At 45.0% G+C, this 15,049-nt stretch carries 12 protein-coding genes and 1 pseudogene; 4 read left to right on the top strand and 9 right to left on the bottom strand.

Going from position 1 to position 15,049, the window contains the following annotated elements; translation table 11 throughout:
* Positions 1–61: 61 nt before the first annotated feature.
* The 3 genes from tgt to J8Z23_RS02930 form a co-directional block, all read right to left on the bottom strand.
* The gene (gene tgt, locus J8Z23_RS02940) at positions 62–1,210 is read right to left on the bottom strand and encodes a tRNA guanosine(34) transglycosylase Tgt (RefSeq protein ID WP_005391577.1); all 1,149 of its coding nucleotides are present in this window, start codon (positions 1,208–1,210) and stop codon (positions 62–64) included.
* A 150-nt stretch (positions 1,211–1,360) separates the two neighbouring features.
* On the bottom strand, positions 1,361–2,413 hold the full coding sequence (gene queA, locus J8Z23_RS02935) for a tRNA preQ1(34) S-adenosylmethionine ribosyltransferase-isomerase QueA (protein ID WP_046874341.1): 1,053 nt from the start codon (positions 2,411–2,413) through the stop codon (positions 1,361–1,363).
* A gap of 270 nt (positions 2,414–2,683) precedes the next feature.
* Entirely contained in the window at positions 2,684–3,850 is a 1,167-nt protein-coding gene (locus J8Z23_RS02930; RefSeq protein WP_434634872.1) for a S1 family peptidase, read from the bottom strand.
* 323 nt (positions 3,851–4,173) lie between these two features.
* Here J8Z23_RS02930 and J8Z23_RS02925 point away from each other — a divergent pair, with 323 nt between their 5' ends.
* A complete protein-coding gene (locus J8Z23_RS02925; RefSeq protein ID WP_005391583.1) occupies positions 4,174–4,623 on the top strand; it encodes a CBS domain-containing protein in 450 nt (149 codons plus the stop codon).
* Between the two features lie 124 nt (positions 4,624–4,747).
* On the opposite strand, the gene aceA is transcribed toward J8Z23_RS02925, so the two are convergent.
* The 3 genes from aceA to J8Z23_RS02910 form a co-directional block, all read right to left on the bottom strand.
* On the bottom strand, positions 4,748–6,061 hold the full coding sequence (gene aceA / locus J8Z23_RS02920; RefSeq protein ID WP_005381733.1) for an isocitrate lyase: 1,314 nt from the start codon (positions 6,059–6,061) through the stop codon (positions 4,748–4,750).
* A 120-nt stretch (positions 6,062–6,181) separates the two neighbouring features.
* Positions 6,182–7,810 carry a malate synthase A gene (gene aceB, locus J8Z23_RS02915; protein WP_434634868.1) on the bottom strand — a complete coding sequence of 543 codons (1,629 nt, stop codon included), beginning with the start codon at positions 7,808–7,810 and terminating at the stop codon, positions 6,182–6,184.
* A 606-nt stretch (positions 7,811–8,416) separates the two neighbouring features.
* On the bottom strand, positions 8,417–9,322 hold the full coding sequence (locus tag J8Z23_RS02910; protein ID WP_005383681.1) for a hydrogen peroxide-inducible genes activator: 906 nt from the start codon (positions 9,320–9,322) through the stop codon (positions 8,417–8,419).
* 199 nt (positions 9,323–9,521) lie between these two features.
* Between J8Z23_RS02910 and J8Z23_RS02905 the strand changes: the two genes are divergently transcribed.
* From J8Z23_RS02905 to ppk2, 3 genes are all read left to right on the top strand, one after another.
* Positions 9,522–10,133: a peroxiredoxin C gene (locus J8Z23_RS02905; RefSeq protein ID WP_005381738.1), complete on the top strand. Its 612-nt coding sequence runs from the start codon at positions 9,522–9,524 to the stop codon at positions 10,131–10,133.
* A gap of 283 nt (positions 10,134–10,416) precedes the next feature.
* Positions 10,417–11,160, top strand: coding sequence for a copper homeostasis protein CutC (locus tag J8Z23_RS02900; RefSeq protein WP_434635284.1), 744 nt, complete (start codon positions 10,417–10,419; stop codon positions 11,158–11,160).
* Between the two features lie 70 nt (positions 11,161–11,230).
* Positions 11,231–12,007 carry a polyphosphate kinase 2 gene (gene ppk2, locus J8Z23_RS02895; protein WP_085343051.1) on the top strand — a complete coding sequence of 259 codons (777 nt, stop codon included), beginning with the start codon at positions 11,231–11,233 and terminating at the stop codon, positions 12,005–12,007.
* 62 nt (positions 12,008–12,069) lie between these two features.
* On the opposite strand, the gene phoU is transcribed toward ppk2, so the two are convergent.
* The 3 genes and pseudogenes from phoU to pstA all read right to left on the bottom strand — a co-directional run.
* Positions 12,070–12,768, bottom strand: coding sequence for a phosphate signaling complex protein PhoU (gene phoU / locus J8Z23_RS02890; RefSeq protein ID WP_005381744.1), 699 nt, complete (start codon positions 12,766–12,768; stop codon positions 12,070–12,072).
* 30 nt (positions 12,769–12,798) lie between these two features.
* Entirely contained in the window at positions 12,799–13,617 is an 819-nt protein-coding gene (gene pstB / locus J8Z23_RS02885; RefSeq protein WP_005381745.1) for a phosphate ABC transporter ATP-binding protein PstB, read from the bottom strand.
* 2 nt (positions 13,618–13,619) lie between these two features.
* Positions 13,620–14,996, bottom strand: a pseudogene (pstA, locus tag J8Z23_RS02880) (phosphate ABC transporter permease PstA); the annotation flags it as partial.
* Between the last annotated feature and the right edge of the window lie 53 nt (positions 14,997–15,049).

The raw sequence follows: 15,049 nt of genomic DNA, 5'->3' as shown, positions 1-15,049 counted from the left end.
GTGCGTTAGCCTACTTTATTAGCAAAAGCCTCTGGCGACATGCCAAAGGCTTTAATTCTTTTTAGTCCGTCAATGACTGTTCTTTTGCTAGTGGTGGCACTTCACGGCCACGACGCTCATAGAACTCGGTAACAAACTCATCAAAACGATCTTCATCAATCGCTTTACGAATACTTTCCATCAGACGCTGGTAGTAGCGTAGGTTGTGGATCGTATTTAGACGAGCACCTAGAATTTCATTACAACGCTCTAAGTGATGAAGGTACGATTTACTGTAGTTTTGACAAGTGTAACAGTCACAGTGCGGATCCAACGGGGTTGTATCCGTTTTATGTTTCGCATTACGGATCTTGATCACACCACCAGTCACAAACAGGTGACCATTACGCGCGTTACGCGTTGGCATTACACAGTCAAACATGTCGATACCACGGCGAACACCTTCAACCAAGTCTTCTGGTTTACCCACGCCCATTAGGTAGCGAGGCTTGTCTTCTGGAAGCTGCGGACAAGTGTGCTCAAGAATACGGTGCATATCTTCTTTAGGCTCGCCTACTGCCAAGCCACCAACCGCGTAACCGTCAAAACCGATTTCCGTTAGACCTTTTACCGACACATCACGTAGATCTTCGTAAACACCACCTTGAACAATACCAAACAGGTTGTTCGGGTTTTCTAGCTTCTCGAAGTGATCACGTGAGCGCTGTGCCCAACGTAGTGACATTTCCATCGATTTCTTCGCTTCATCGTGTGTCGCTGGGTATGGCGTACACTCGTCAAAAATCATGACGATGTCAGAACCTAGGTCTTTTTGAATTTCCATCGACTTTTCTGCGTCCATGAAAATCTTGTCACCATTAACTGGGTTACGGAAGTGCACACCCTCTTCGGTAATAGTACGCATCTTGCCAAGGCTGAATACTTGGAAGCCGCCTGAATCAGTAAGAATAGGACCGTGCCAGTTCATAAAATCATGCAAGTCGCCGTGCATTTTCATGACTTCTTGACCAGGACGTAGCCAAAGGTGGAACGTGTTACCTAGTAGGATTTCTGCGCCCGTACCTTTCACTTCTTCTGGCGTCATGCCTTTAACCGTACCGTAAGTACCAACTGGCATAAACGCTGGGGTTTGAACAGTGCCACGTTCGAAAGTCAGTTGACCACGACGCGCATTGCCGTTTTTCTTCTTAAGATCGAATTTTAATTTCACGATGCCTCCGGGTGTCAGAGAAACAGTCTGACTGAGTGTTTAGGGCTCAACCCTACTTTAAGGAGCGGTCGCTTTTCCTTGCGAGAGATAAAGCAGAGGTTCTGCTCTATTTCCTAGCTTACTGCTAGCACTCGTAAATCTTATTTTTTACTAAATCGTTTTCTTCTTGATGAACATTGAATCACCATATGAGAAAAAGCGATATTTGTTTTCTACCGCATGCTTGTAAGCATTCATGGTGTTCTCATAACCTGCAAATGCACTCACCAACATGATCAGTGTGGATTCTGGCAGGTGGAAATTGGTAATCAAGCAATCCACAAGCTGATATTCGTAGCCAGGAAAAATAAAGATTTCTGTATCACCAAAGAATGGGACCAACTCAGTCCCTTTTTTCAATGCGTCTTGCGCTGCGCTTTCAAGTGAGCGTACCGATGTAGTACCAACAGCAATAATTCGTCCACCGCGCGCTTTCGTCGCTTTAATTGCTTCGACGACTTCTTGCGGTACTTCTACGTACTCAGCGTGCATATGGTGATCGTTGATGTTTTCTACTTTTACTGGCTGGAATGTACCAGCACCAACGTGCAAAGTGACGTAAGCAAACTCTGCGCCTTTCGCTTTAATTTTCTCTAGTAGAACATCATCAAAATGAAGACCCGCTGTCGGCGCCGCTACTGCGCCTGGCTTCTGGTTATATACGGTTTGGTAACGCTCTTTATCTGCATCTTCATCTGGGCGGTCAATGTAAGGAGGAAGCGGCATGTGGCCGATTTCTTCCAAAATTTCTAATACCGTCTTATCAGCGTTAAATTTCAGTTCAAATAGAGCGTCATGACGCGCCACCATTTCTGCTGAGTATTCATCATTCTCGCCAACAATGATGGTTGTACCTGGTTTTGGAGATTTAGAGCAGCGAACGTGCGCGAGGATGCTTTTCTCGTCAAGCATGCGCTCCACCAGCACCTCTAGCTTACCACCCGACTCTTTACGACCAAAAAGACGAGCAGGTATAACACGAGTATTATTAAACACCACGAGATCACCGGGTTGAACTTGGCCCAATACATCAGTAAATGTGCCATCAATTAGCTCTCCGGTATTGCCGTCCATTTGTAATAGTCGGCTAGCGGTACGCTCTGGCTGAGGGTAACGAGCGATAAGTTCATCTGGAAGGTCGAAATGGAAATCTGATACTTGCATGTTACTTGTCTTATATATTGGTCAAATCACGTCTAGGACGACGATAAAATTGCGACGAGTTTTTCGCAGCAGACTAGTATATGTTTACATGCTGCAATAGCAAGCAAATCCCCAGAATATCACTGTAAAAGCCATGATGAAGAGTGTAATAAAACGTGAAAAACCGCGATCACTTGGCATTATTTTTCAGTTTAAGTCGAAAGAAATGGAACATTAAAAAGCAAAGCAGCGCATAACGCTGCTTACTCGTTTGGTATTCAAATAGCCCTATCAAACCTCACGCCTTCGCCACCACGCCAAGGGTACGAATAGACTCAATAGCCACAGACCCAGACTGCCACCATCATCATCTGACCCTTTGAAATCACAGTTATTGGTTGCAATACCGTCGTGACACTCTTTATCTCCGCCGACTTCGTTATTAGCCTCTTTAATAAAGTTCGGTGCAATGATGTAGCTACTTGGTGGCGCATCGGCAGTAATGTAAGACTGTACCCAGTCGTAATATTGGCTCACCTTGGTGTAGAAACTTGGAATCGTCAAAGAGCCACAAGTCGGAAGAATGAGAGGTCCACCGCTAACAATACCAATCTGTTTTCCCGTAGCCACATCGACCAGCGGCCCCCCACTGTCACCTTTACATGCAGAGTTACCATATTGGGTGTGGCTATCCGGCTCTAATACTCGGTTTTTCGTTGGTAGCGTACAAATTTTGGTTTGGTTTTCTCTTGAGTCGATGATCCCCGGAAAACTGCTGCCAATTTCTAAACGTTCATAACATTTGTCGATGGGTAAAAATGTACTAATGGTGGTTTTGAGCGTATTGGAAGGTTCAGATGCATCCGGCTGAGTGGTCCCCCACCCAAACACTTGCACATTTTCGACACGTTGATTGGTCAGGTAATTATCGTTCCAATCCGCTGCCAAACGCGCTTCGATACTCTCCATGTCGGCTTTGTTTGCTAAATCAGCAAAGCTCGCATTTGCCACTGGGCGCGTGAGATACAGCAACGCGATGTCTGAGTCTAAACCGGTTTGTATAGGTTTCACGTTACCATTACTGTCGGTCTCAGCTTTTGAAATCCGCGTGTAATCAGGGTGAACCACAACGTGAGACACCGGATAGAAGTTATCAAGCCCTGCTGAATTAAGTTCATGCACATTCGCATTCACCGACAACTCGCCCGGCGGGGTCACATAGTAGCTTGCTTCGTTCGTTCCCTGCCCCATTACCACGCAGTGTGCCGCAGTCAACACCCACTGCTCCGTCAGCATGGTGCCGCCACACAGTGGGAACTCTGCCATATTACTTGCTCGTAAAGTAACGCGGTCAACAGAGTCGGTTAGTTCATCTCCTAACACAATCGCCTGTGCTGATTGCACACTGAATGCCGCCACTGCCAGCGTAATGAGTTTGTTACACGTTGTTCTTTTCATTTAGGTTGCTGTCTTCAATTTGGTAAGCCTGAGCGTATCTTCTTCGAGAGACGAATCTTGGAAAATCCAACGAATAAAAATGTGCGATTCAATTCATTGGATTACCTTGGGTACACATTCAATATCAATCAAAAATGCCAACTGACTCGCACGCAAACCGACTTATTCAAATTAATAAAAACGTCGATAAGACACAGATTACGCAGACAAAAAGAAGCGCAAGTGTATTGTGCTATTTAATTGATGAAAAACGAGTTAGCTCCCAGATATACAGAAAAATATTCTCTATATTTAAGAGAAGGACAATGCCGCTGGAGGTCTCTATGATCAAGGTTGAAGACATGATGACTCGTAATCCTCATACCTTACTGCGCACGCACACCTTGCGTGATGCAAAAAGCATGATGGATGCGCTTGATATTCGACATATTCCGGTTGTTGATGCCAATAACCACTTACAAGGCTTGGTGACTCAACGCGACATTCTTGCTGCTCAAGAATCGAGCTTGCACCCAGATGAGGCTGAACAATCTTTTACTCTAGATACACCGCTCTACGAAATGATGCACACTAACATCATGACGGCCGAACCCATCGCGGGGCTTAAAGAGAGCGCTATCTACATGCAAAAGCACAAAGTTGGCTGTTTACCTGTTGTCACCAAGGGTCGATTGGTAGGCATCATTACTGACAGTGACTTTGTGACCATTGCGATTAACTTATTGGAACTGCAAGAAGAAGTGGAACCCGAAGAAATCGAGCCAGAAGAATAATACGCAAACGCGTTATCTTGGGTGTAAATTTCGTTTCTTAAACGTTTTAAACGAAAAAAGAGCGGCAGGGTTGCCGCTCAAAATGCCATTACTGACGCTGATTAAGGAAGTGTTTCTCTGCCAATTAGAATTGGTCTTCTTCGGTCGAACCTGTCAATGCGGTCACTGAAGAGTTACCACCTTGGATAGTATTGGTCATTCTATCGAAGTAACCTGTACCAACTTCTTGTTGGTGTGCAACAAATGTATAGCCTTTTTCTGCCGCCTGGAATTCAGGACGCTGAACTTTCTCAACATAATGACGCATACCTTCACCTTGAGCATAAGCGTGTGCCAGTTCGAACATGTTGAACCACATGTTGTGAATACCTGCTAGCGTGATGAATTGGTACTTGTAGCCCATGTCTGCCAACTCTTGTTGGAACTTAGCAATGGTTTCTGCATCTAGGTTCTTCTCCCAGTTGAAGGACGGCGAACAGTTGTATGCCAACAATTGATCTGGGTATTCAGCGTGAATCGCTTCTGCAAACTTACGTGCTTCTTCCAAACATGGCGTCGCTGTTTCACACCAGATCAAATCTGCATACGGTGCGTAAGCTAGGCCGCGAGAGATGGCTTGGTCGATACCAGCGCGAACGCGGTAGAAACCTTCTTGAGTACGCTCACCTTCAATAAAGTCTTTATCGTATGGGTCGCAATCTGAAGTAATGAGATCTGCCGCATTCGCATCAGTACGAGCAATAACCAAGGTTGTTGTACCCGCCACATCAGCAGCCAAACGAGCTGCAACGAGCTTTTGTACCGCTTCTTGCGTAGGAACTAATACCTTACCACCCATATGGCCACACTTTTTCACCGATGCTAACTGGTCTTCAAAGTGAACGCCCGCGGCACCGGCTTCGATCATCGATTTCATTAGTTCGTAAGCGTTAAGCACACCACCAAAGCCCGCTTCAGCATCCGCTACGATAGGTAGGAAGTAATCAATACCACCTTCATCTTCAGGCGTCTTACCAGCAGCCCACTGAATTTGGTCTGCACGACGGAATGAGTTGTTGATACGCTTTACTACTGACGGTACAGAATCTACTGGGTAAAGAGATTGGTCTGGATACATCGTCGAAGCGGTGTTGTTATCCGCCGCTACCTGCCAGCCTGACAGATAAATCGCTTCAATACCTGCTTTAGCTTGTTGAACGGCTTGACCACCCGTTAGCGCACCAAGACAGTTTACGTAACCTTTTTTCGCACTACCGTTGACCAGTGACCAAAGTTTGTCTGCACCACGTTGTGCAATTGTGTTTGCAGGCACCATAGAGCCACGCAGTTCCACCACTTCCTCGGCAGTGTAAGTACGCTTCACATTTTTCCAGCGTGGGTTAGTTGCCCAGTCTTTTTCCAGAGCTTCAATTTGTTGGCGGCGAGTTAAGTTAGTCATTGGTCTATCCCTCTTTATAATTTGCACTTTATGCGTGTGCGTTGAGTTTCCGTTCTCAGGCAGTACTTCCCTATCTGCCTTGAAAATCCTTCACGTTATTGGTGTTACAGTTATTCTTTATTAATCCAGGTAGTCATAACCAGGAACTGTTAAAAAGTTGGTCAGCTCATCGCTCGTAGTGAGCCTTGCCATCAAGTCTGCCGCTTCTTCAAATCGACCCGCTTGGTAGCGCTGCTCGCCAATTTCTTGCTTCACGACTTCAATCTCTTCTTTTAGATAGAGCTCGAACAGATCCTTAGTGACCTTCAATCCGTTATCTAGCGACTTGCCGTGTTGAATCCATTGCCAGATAGAAGCGCGAGAGATTTCAGCTGTCGCCGCATCTTCCATCAAGCCATAAATCGGTACACAACCATTACCAGAAATCCAAGCTTCTATGTATTGCAGCGCAACACGTATATTGTGGCGCATTCCGGCTTCTGTCCGCTCGCCTTCACAAGGCTCAAGTAGTTCAGCCGCTGTAATAGGTGCATCCTCTGAACGACTCACATCCAATTGATTGGTGCGCTCGCCCAGTACAGCACTAAAGACTTCCATCGCGGTGTCAGCCAAACCTGGATGAGCTACCCAAGTACCGTCGTGACCATTGTTTGCTTCTAGCGATTTATCAGTCTGGATCTTGTCTAATACTTTTTGATTCTCTTGCGGGTCTTTCGCTGGGATAAAGGCGGCCATTCCTCCCATCGCGAAAGCACCTCGTTTATGACAAGTACGCACCAATAATCGCGAGTAAGCGTTCAAGAATGGCTTATCCATCGTAACCACTTGGCGATCTGGCAGTACTCGGTCTGAGTGCTTCTTCAAGGTTTTGATGTAGCTAAAGATGTAATCCCAGCGACCACAGTTCAAACCAACGATGTGTTCTTTAAGTGAGAACAGAATCTCATCCATTTCGAATACGGCTGGTAAAGTTTCAATCAGCACAGTCGCTTTGATGGTGCCTGTATCAAGACCGAAATAGTCTTCCGTGAAATGGAACACTTCGCTCCACCACTTCGCTTCGTGATGCGATTGTAGTTTCGGAATGTAGAAATAAGGGCCGCTGCCTTTTTGAAGTAACGCTTTGTAGTTGTTATAGAAGTACAGAGCGAAATCGAATAGCGCACCTGGAATGATCTGACCGTGCCACGTAACGTGTTTTTCTTTTAAATGAAGGCCGCGAACACGGCAGATCAACACCGCTGGGTCATCTTCCAGCTGATAATGCTTGCCATTGCCAGGGTTGGTGTAACTGATGGTGCCATTCACGGCATCGCGTAAATTCACTTGCCCATCCAGCACTTTACTCCATGCTGGAGACATTGAATCTTCGAAGTCTGCCATGAACACTTTTACATTCGCATTCAGTGCGTTAATCACCATCTTGCGATCAGTTGGTCCGGTAATCTCCACACGGCGATCTTGCAGATCTTGTGGGATTCCCAGGATCTTCCAGCTTCCTTCACGGATGTCTTGTGTCTCTGGTAAAAAGTCTGGCAGCTCACCTGCATCGATACGCGCTTGCTTCTCTTCTCGTGCTTCCATCAACTGCTCAACACGTCCAGCAAATTTTTCACACAGTAGAGATAAAAAGGTTTGGGCTTCAACAGGGAAAATTGCTTGATGTTCTGGAGCAACGACTCCATTCACCTCAAGCATGCCTTGGGTTTGCTTTAGTTGTTGTGTTTTTTGTTCTGTCTGAGCAAGCATAATCATTCATCCTTAACGTGCTTTATCCATCTTGGGCAGTCAGCGTAAAGCTACATTTGTAAGTTATGAACAACAAATTACATCCTTTAACTTTGTGTTCAACTCGTCTAGCCATGTCGATAGATTGCGTAATGTTATGTGTATTTTCAATCTAGACATAAGTCTTATCGGCCTTTAAATAAGCTATCTCAACAAAGGGTTTAACGAAACCCCCAAGATAAACAAAACAGAAAATTCGAAGTTTTATTCGGCAGGGTAAAAACCGCCTATCGAACACCTATTTTTGTAAGTTATTACGTAATTAAATTACATTAATTTTAAGGTCGATTTATCATTTCAAACGAGTGTATGAATATAGACTGGCAAACAAACGCCTTGTATTCACAAGGGCTGGCAAGGTGGATTCAAACAAGGGTCAAACAAGACATACTAGGTTTTGTGTAAAATTAACATTGTGAAATTTCACTATTTTATGAAAGCTTCATCAAAGAAGAGCTGTAAAATTTTACAAGTCAAAGTTCACCAACAGAATAAAATACTAGAAAGCGCACTGTTTTCAGTGCGCTTTTAGATAAATAATGGAGATGTAGAGGCTAATACTAATAGCTAAAGCAGTTCGGAAACGACTTCTGCAAGCTGATTAAATGTTTTCGTTCTTGATGAACTCGGACGCCAAACTAAGCCAATTTCGCGATAGGCTTGCTTTCCTGGGGGATCGATCACGACTAAGTTCTGGTTATGCAGCAGGCCGTGGTCGATAGCCATTTGAGGAATGAACGTTGTTCCCAAACCATTCGCAACCATTTGCACCAAAGTATGAAGGCTGGTTGCTGTAAACGGATTAATTTTTTCTTTATCTGTTAATTTACACGCTGATACCGCGTGTTCCGTTAAGCAATGCTCTTTCTCTAATAAAAAGACGGATTCGTCAGGTAAATCTGCGTAACGAATCGGCACAGGCACCGATTGGGCTTGATTCGCACTAATAACCATTCGAAACGGATCCTTACCCACCACTCGGCTTTCCATACCGTCAATTTCGACTGGCAACGCTAAAATGAGTACATCCAACTCACCGTGTCTAAGCGCTTGAAGTAAGTTTGTTGTCGTGTCTTCTCTTAATAAAAGATTCAGTTGTGGGAAACGGTAGTTAACCTCTTGCACCAAATCACACAGTAAAAACGGAGCAATTGTTGGTATGCATCCCACTTTTAGCTGGCCTTGCATATCGTCGCCTTGGCACATACGTCCAAGCTCGACCAAATCTTGCCCTTTTGCTAACAGCTCTCGCCCCTGCTTTACTACCATTTCTCCTGTTTGGGTAAAAACCAGTGGACTTTTCTTGTCTTTCTTTTCATATAATGGACAACCAATCAATTCCTCTAAGTTTTGAATACCTTTACTTAAAGTCGACTGACTGACAAAACAACGCTCTGCAGCGTCACTAAAATGTCTTGTTTCATGCAGTGTGACTAAGTAGTGCAACTGCTTCAAACTGGGCCATTTATTCATAATTGTATTTGTATCTACCGCCGTTCCAGTGATCGAGTTAAGAGTTTTGCTATTATCGTTTTTTTCGATTAACTCAATCTATTTATTTCGCTTTTTTCAATACTACAATCTGTACTATAGTTTGTCTCGTACAAACACGGACCAAACCGACACAACTGAATTCGGTTTGGAACTAACCATACTTTTTAGGAGCAAAAAAATGGTACTAGTAGGTCGTCAAGCCCCTGATTTTACTGCAGCAGCTGTTCTAGGTAACGGTGAAATCGTTGAAAACTTCAACTTTGCAGAGTTCACTAAAGGTAAGAAAGCAGTAGTATTCTTCTACCCACTAGATTTCACTTTCGTTTGCCCATCTGAGCTAATCGCATTCGACAACCGTCTAGCTGATTTCCAAGCTAAAGGTGTTGAAGTAATCGGTGTTTCTATCGATTCTCAGTTCTCTCACAACGCATGGCGTAACACTGCTATCGAAGATGGCGGTATCGGTCAAGTTAAGTACCCACTAGTTGCTGACGTTAAGCACGAAATCTGTAAAGCTTACGACGTTGAGCACCCAGAAGCAGGCGTTGCTTTCCGTGGTTCTTTCCTAATCGACGAAGAAGGCGTTGTACGTCACCAAGTAGTTAACGACCTACCACTAGGCCGTAACATCGACGAAATGCTACGCATGGTTGACGCTCTTAACTTCCACCAGAAGCACGGCGAAGTATGTCCTGCACAATGGGAAGAAGGTAAAGCAGGTATGGACGCATCTCCAAAAGGTGTTGCAGCGTTCCTATCTGAGCACGCAGCTGATCTAGGCAAAAAATAATAGACCTTCACCCTAGCTCAACGGGTGTGATGGTTGGATGTATATAAAGCAAAAAGCTAATGCGGAAAACCGCAAACGCCAATCAGTCTAAGTAAAGTCCTATCAAAGCCCAGAGCAAATGCTCTGGGCTTTCTTTTACCTTCAGATAAACCGCCAAAATGAGGTAACGCTGCAGCGTAAACTTTACCTCTATTTCTCATGCCCTCCATACAGATTCTGCTTACTGGCCCTGTTAATATCTTAGCCACAACACTTATTTGTAACGTTAGCAGGATGAATGAACGTGGTTACTCACCTAGAAGTCTGTATCGATAATATTGAATCTCTGCACTACGCCATTACCGGCGGCGCCACTCGGATTGAGCTTTGCTCCTCTTTGGCTTTAGGCGGGCTAACACCCAGTTATGGCTTTATGCAGCAAGCCGCTAAGCTTTCGACTATTCCTATTTATGCCATGATTCGCCCACGCCAAGGTGATTTCTTCTACTGTGAAGAAGAGATCGAAATGATGCGTTGGGATATTGAAGCGGCTCACCAATCGGGCTTGGATGGTGTGGTTTTCGGTGTACTCACTCAAGAGGGGGGTATTCACATGCCCTTTGCAACAGCACTGTGCGAATTCGCACAGGAATTAGGGCTGGGCATAACGTTCCATCGTGCTTTTGATCAATGTAGAAACGCTCAATTAGCATTGGAAGAGGTCATCAGTTTGGGCTGCGAACGCATTCTCACTTCAGGGCTCGCACCTTCTGCGCCAGCAGGCCAGAAAGTACTTAAATCTCTTGTTGAACAAGCCCAAGGACGCATTGCAATCATGGCGGGTGCTGGAGTTAATGCAAGTAACGTACGTGCATTAGTAGAAGACACTCAAGTTCCTGAAATCCATCTGTCAGGCAAAACGACTCGACCTAGTAAAATGAACTTTGTTGCTGAACAAAGCAAAATGGGCGCAACTGATGTCGATGATTTCTTAATCCCCATCACAAGTACACAAGCCATTACCGATGTCGTAGCAGCTCTCAAATAGACGACCGTAACCTCACACGCATAGCTTTTGAGTGCTAACATATTGTTTATCAAGGAGTGAGGAAAGGTGTATGTCTAAATTGAAGAAAAAGGAATACGAAAAGGAGCTCAAAAACCTTCAAGTTGAGCTCGTAAAACTTCAAGAGTGGGTCAAACACAAAGGGTTAAAAGTGGTGGTTCTGTTTGAAGGCCGTGATGCTGCGGGCAAAGGCGGGGTGATTAAACGCATCACAGAAAAGCTAAACCCGCGTGTTTGTCGCGTGGTCGCTCTGCCTGCACCGACAGAAAAAGAAAAAACGCAATGGTACTTCCAACGTTACGTCGCTCATTTGCCATCTGCTGGTGAAATCGTTTTATTTGACCGAAGTTGGTATAACCGAGCAGGTGTCGAAAAAGTCATGGGGTTCTGTACTCCAGACGAATACGAAGAGTTTTTACGCTCTTGCCCTGAATTCGAGAGAATGTTGCAACGCTCTGGGATTATTCTGATTAAGTATTGGTTTTCGGTTTCAGACGAAGAGCAGGAAAAACGTTTTCTAGGTCGAATTAATACGCCGATCAAACGTTGGAAATTCAGCCCAATGGATTTGGAGTCACGTCATCGCTGGGTCGAGTATTCTGAGGCAAAAGATAAAATGTTCGCTTACACAGATACGAAGAGCTGTCCTTGGTGGGTCGTGCCCTCTGATTCGAAAAAGAAAGCGCGCTTGAACTGTATCAGCCATTTACTTAGCCAGATTGATTACAAAGCGCTTGAGTACCCACCGATTGAATTACCTGATCTCAATAAAGAAGGTTATGTCAGAGCGCCCATTGATGATCAGACCTTCGTGCCCGATAAATATTGATGTACTTTCCCTCTCCCTAATAAATAGACCAGCCTAAAAGCTGGTCTATTTATTGAAATCAGTTACTTCAGTACGTCATCAATGCTTTGATCACCTAGGTGGCGTACATCTTTCCCTTTCACGAAGTAAATAATGTATTCACAGATGTTCTGGCAGCGGTCACCAACACGCTCAATCGCGCGTGCCGACCACATCACTTGCAGAATGTTGGGGATATTTTTTGGATCTTCCATCATGTAGGTCATCAACTGACGAATTACCGCTTCATATTCGGCGTCTAGCTTGTCATCTTGTTTGTGCACCTCTGCTGCCGCTTCTACATCCATGCGGGCAAACGCATCTAAAACCTGATGCAGCATATTAATAGCCTGACGGCAGAGAGGCTCTAACGACACTTGGAATTGTCGTTCTTTTGATGATGGGCTTTCAATGGCAACGTAAGCAATGCGTGTCGCCACGTCACCAATACGTTCTAAATCAGTGATCGTTTTGATGATAGCCATGATTAAGCGTAAGTCTTTTGCCGTTGGCTGACGCTTAGCAATAATGCGTGTGCAGGCGTCATCGATCGAGACTTCCATCGCATTCACTTTATGATCGTCACGCACAACCTTACGCGCCAGTTCGATGTCTTCTTTATGCAAGGCTTGAATAGCATACGAAAGCTGCTGTTCTACCAAGCCACCCATGGTTAATACATGAGTACGAATCGATTCTAGCTCTACGTTAAATTGTCCTGAAATATGACGTCCAAAGTGCATGATGTTCCTTATTCCGTATAGAGTCGCGACTTAACCGTAGCGACCCGTAATGTAATCTTCGGTCTGTTTCTTCATTGGCGAGGTGAAGATCGAGTCCGCGTCAGAGTATTCAATTAACTTACCCATATGAATGAATGCGGTGTGATCACTCACTCGCGCCGCTTGCTGCATGTTATGGGTAACGATAACGACAGTATATTGAGTCTTAAGCTCATTGATAAGCTCTTCAATAGTTAAAGTTGAGATTGGATCCAACGCTGATGTCGGCTCATCCAATAACAGGACTTCCGGCTCAATCGCCACCGCGCGCGCAATGACCAAGCGCTGTTGCTGACCACCAGATAAACCAAATGCGTTCTCATGCAAGCGGTCTTTTACCTCATCCCACAACGCCGCCGAGCGCAAGGATCGCTCCACTGCGTCATCTAAACTGCGGCTGTTTTTTACACCTTGTAAGCGTAAGCCATAAACTACGTTTTCATAAATAGACTTAGGAAATGGATTGGGTCTTTGAAACACCATCCCCACTCGGCGTCGAAGTGTCGCAACATCGACATTAGGATGATAAACATTCTTGCCATGTAGACGCACTTTGCCTGTGACTCGACACCCTTCCACTAAGTCGTTCATGCGATTGATGCAACGTAATAACGTCGACTTTCCACACCCTGAAGGACCGATAAAAGCGGTGACTCGCCCTTTGGGAATTCGCATCGAAATATCATGCAGCGCCTGAGTTTGACCATAGAACAGATTAAGGTTCTCGATTGAGATTGCTGTTTGTTCATCCGTTAAATTATGAACGTCCAATGGTGGCTCATAACCTAATGTACTATCAAAATTAAACATACTTAATCTTGTCCTAACGTTCTGTATTTTTCTCGTAAATTATTGCGAATACTGATTGCTGTTAAGTTTAGCCCGACAATCACTGTCACGAGTAAGAAAGAGGTAGCATAAACTAATGGTCGCGCCGCTTCGATGTTGGAGGTTTGAAAGCCAACATCGTAAATGTGAAAACCTAAATGCATGAACTTTCTATCCAAATGCACATAAGGGAATTGCCCGTCAACCGGTAAACTGGATGCCAATTTCACGACCCCCACCAGCATCAGTGGCGCTACTTCGCCAGCTGCACGTGCAATCGCAAGGATCAACCCTGTGATAATAGCTGGCGTCGCCATAGGCAAAACCACACGCCATAGGGTTTCGAACTGAGTTGCACCAAGCGCCAGAGAACCATGTCGTACTGAACTCGGAATACGAGTTAAACCTTCTTCTGTTGTCACAATCACAACTGGAAGCGTCAGCACGGCAAGAGTTAGTGCAGACCACAACAAACCCGGCGTACCAAAGGTTGGTGCCGGTAGCTTCTCCGCATAGAATACGTTATCGATAGAGGCACCAATCGTATAAACAAAGAAGCCTAAACCAAATACGCCATAAACAATCGATGGAACACCCGCTAGGTTTATAACCGCAATACGAATAACCCTGGTTAGAGCGTTATTCTTAGCGTATTCATGCAGATAGATAGCAGCGATCACCCCAAGTGGCATCACAATGATCGACATGATAATTACTAAGAAAACCGTACCAAATATCGCAGGGAACACGCCTCCCTCGGAGTTAGACTCTCTTGGATCTTCAGATAAAAACTTCCAAACCTGTTTTCCCCAATGCATGACTTTATCAGGCAGTGACATTTGGTTTGGATACCAGTAGTCCAAAATGTCTTCGAGCGGAATAGATACTTGTGACCCCGTCATATCCTCGACAATCAGGGCATAGCCAGAAAGCTGTAATCGTAAGCCATCAAGCTGTAAATCTAACGTCGCCAGAGCTTTCTCTATCCGCTCTTTTTTCGTCTGGTTTTCCTTTAAGAAGCTTTCTGTCAGCGTGTCATTCAACTCATGCTTGCGCTTTTCTAATCGCAATTGCTCTAGCTTCCAACCAAGCTCTTTAAGCTGTTCGACAACCAAAGAATCAATCTCATGACGCAGAGTTTCTGCATCATCCAGTTTTTTGTTCAAGATTGATTGAATATCGTTGGTGTATAAGTTGTCTCCATCCTGAAACGCCACCAGCTTACCAAAAAAGTAACCGCCACTACTTCGCTCGATCACAGCCCACTCTTTTGGCGTCGTGGGCTCATCCAACTGCATTTGCAATACGGAGATAAAATCAGCGGGATACAACTCTCGGTTGGCGATTTTGATACTGAGTCGCGTAGCAAAGTCTTCATCGTCTTCTAATTGCTGCGCCGCGCTTTCAGGCAGAT

This window comes from Vibrio sp. SCSIO 43086 (assembly GCF_051132235.1).
GTDB classification, from domain to species: domain Bacteria; phylum Pseudomonadota; class Gammaproteobacteria; order Enterobacterales; family Vibrionaceae; genus Vibrio; species Vibrio diabolicus.
This window is presented reverse-complemented; position numbering and strand designations above follow the sequence as displayed.

Excerpts from the sequence above, each read along its gene's own strand:
- phoU (WP_005381744.1), bottom strand. The coding sequence starts at position 12,768 with ATGCACTTTGGACGTCATATTTCAGGACAATTTAACGTAGAGCTAGAA.
- aceA (WP_005381733.1), bottom strand. The coding sequence starts at position 6,061 with ATGACTAACTTAACTCGCCGCCAACAAATTGAAGCTCTGGAAAAAGAC.
- J8Z23_RS02930 (WP_434634872.1), bottom strand. The coding sequence starts at position 3,850 with ATGAAAAGAACAACGTGTAACAAACTCATTACGCTGGCAGTGGCGGCA.
- J8Z23_RS02905 (WP_005381738.1), top strand. The coding sequence starts at position 9,522 with ATGGTACTAGTAGGTCGTCAAGCCCCTGATTTTACTGCAGCAGCTGTT.
- queA (WP_046874341.1), bottom strand. The coding sequence starts at position 2,413 with ATGCAAGTATCAGATTTCCATTTCGACCTTCCAGATGAACTTATCGCT.
- pstB (WP_005381745.1), bottom strand. The coding sequence starts at position 13,617 with ATGTTTAATTTTGATAGTACATTAGGTTATGAGCCACCATTGGACGTT.
- J8Z23_RS02910 (WP_005383681.1), bottom strand. The coding sequence starts at position 9,322 with ATGAATAAATGGCCCAGTTTGAAGCAGTTGCACTACTTAGTCACACTG.
- aceB (WP_434634868.1), bottom strand. The coding sequence starts at position 7,810 with ATGCTTGCTCAGACAGAACAAAAAACACAACAACTAAAGCAAACCCAA.
- J8Z23_RS02925 (WP_005391583.1), top strand. The coding sequence starts at position 4,174 with ATGATCAAGGTTGAAGACATGATGACTCGTAATCCTCATACCTTACTG.
- ppk2 (WP_085343051.1), top strand. The coding sequence starts at position 11,231 with ATGTCTAAATTGAAGAAAAAGGAATACGAAAAGGAGCTCAAAAACCTT.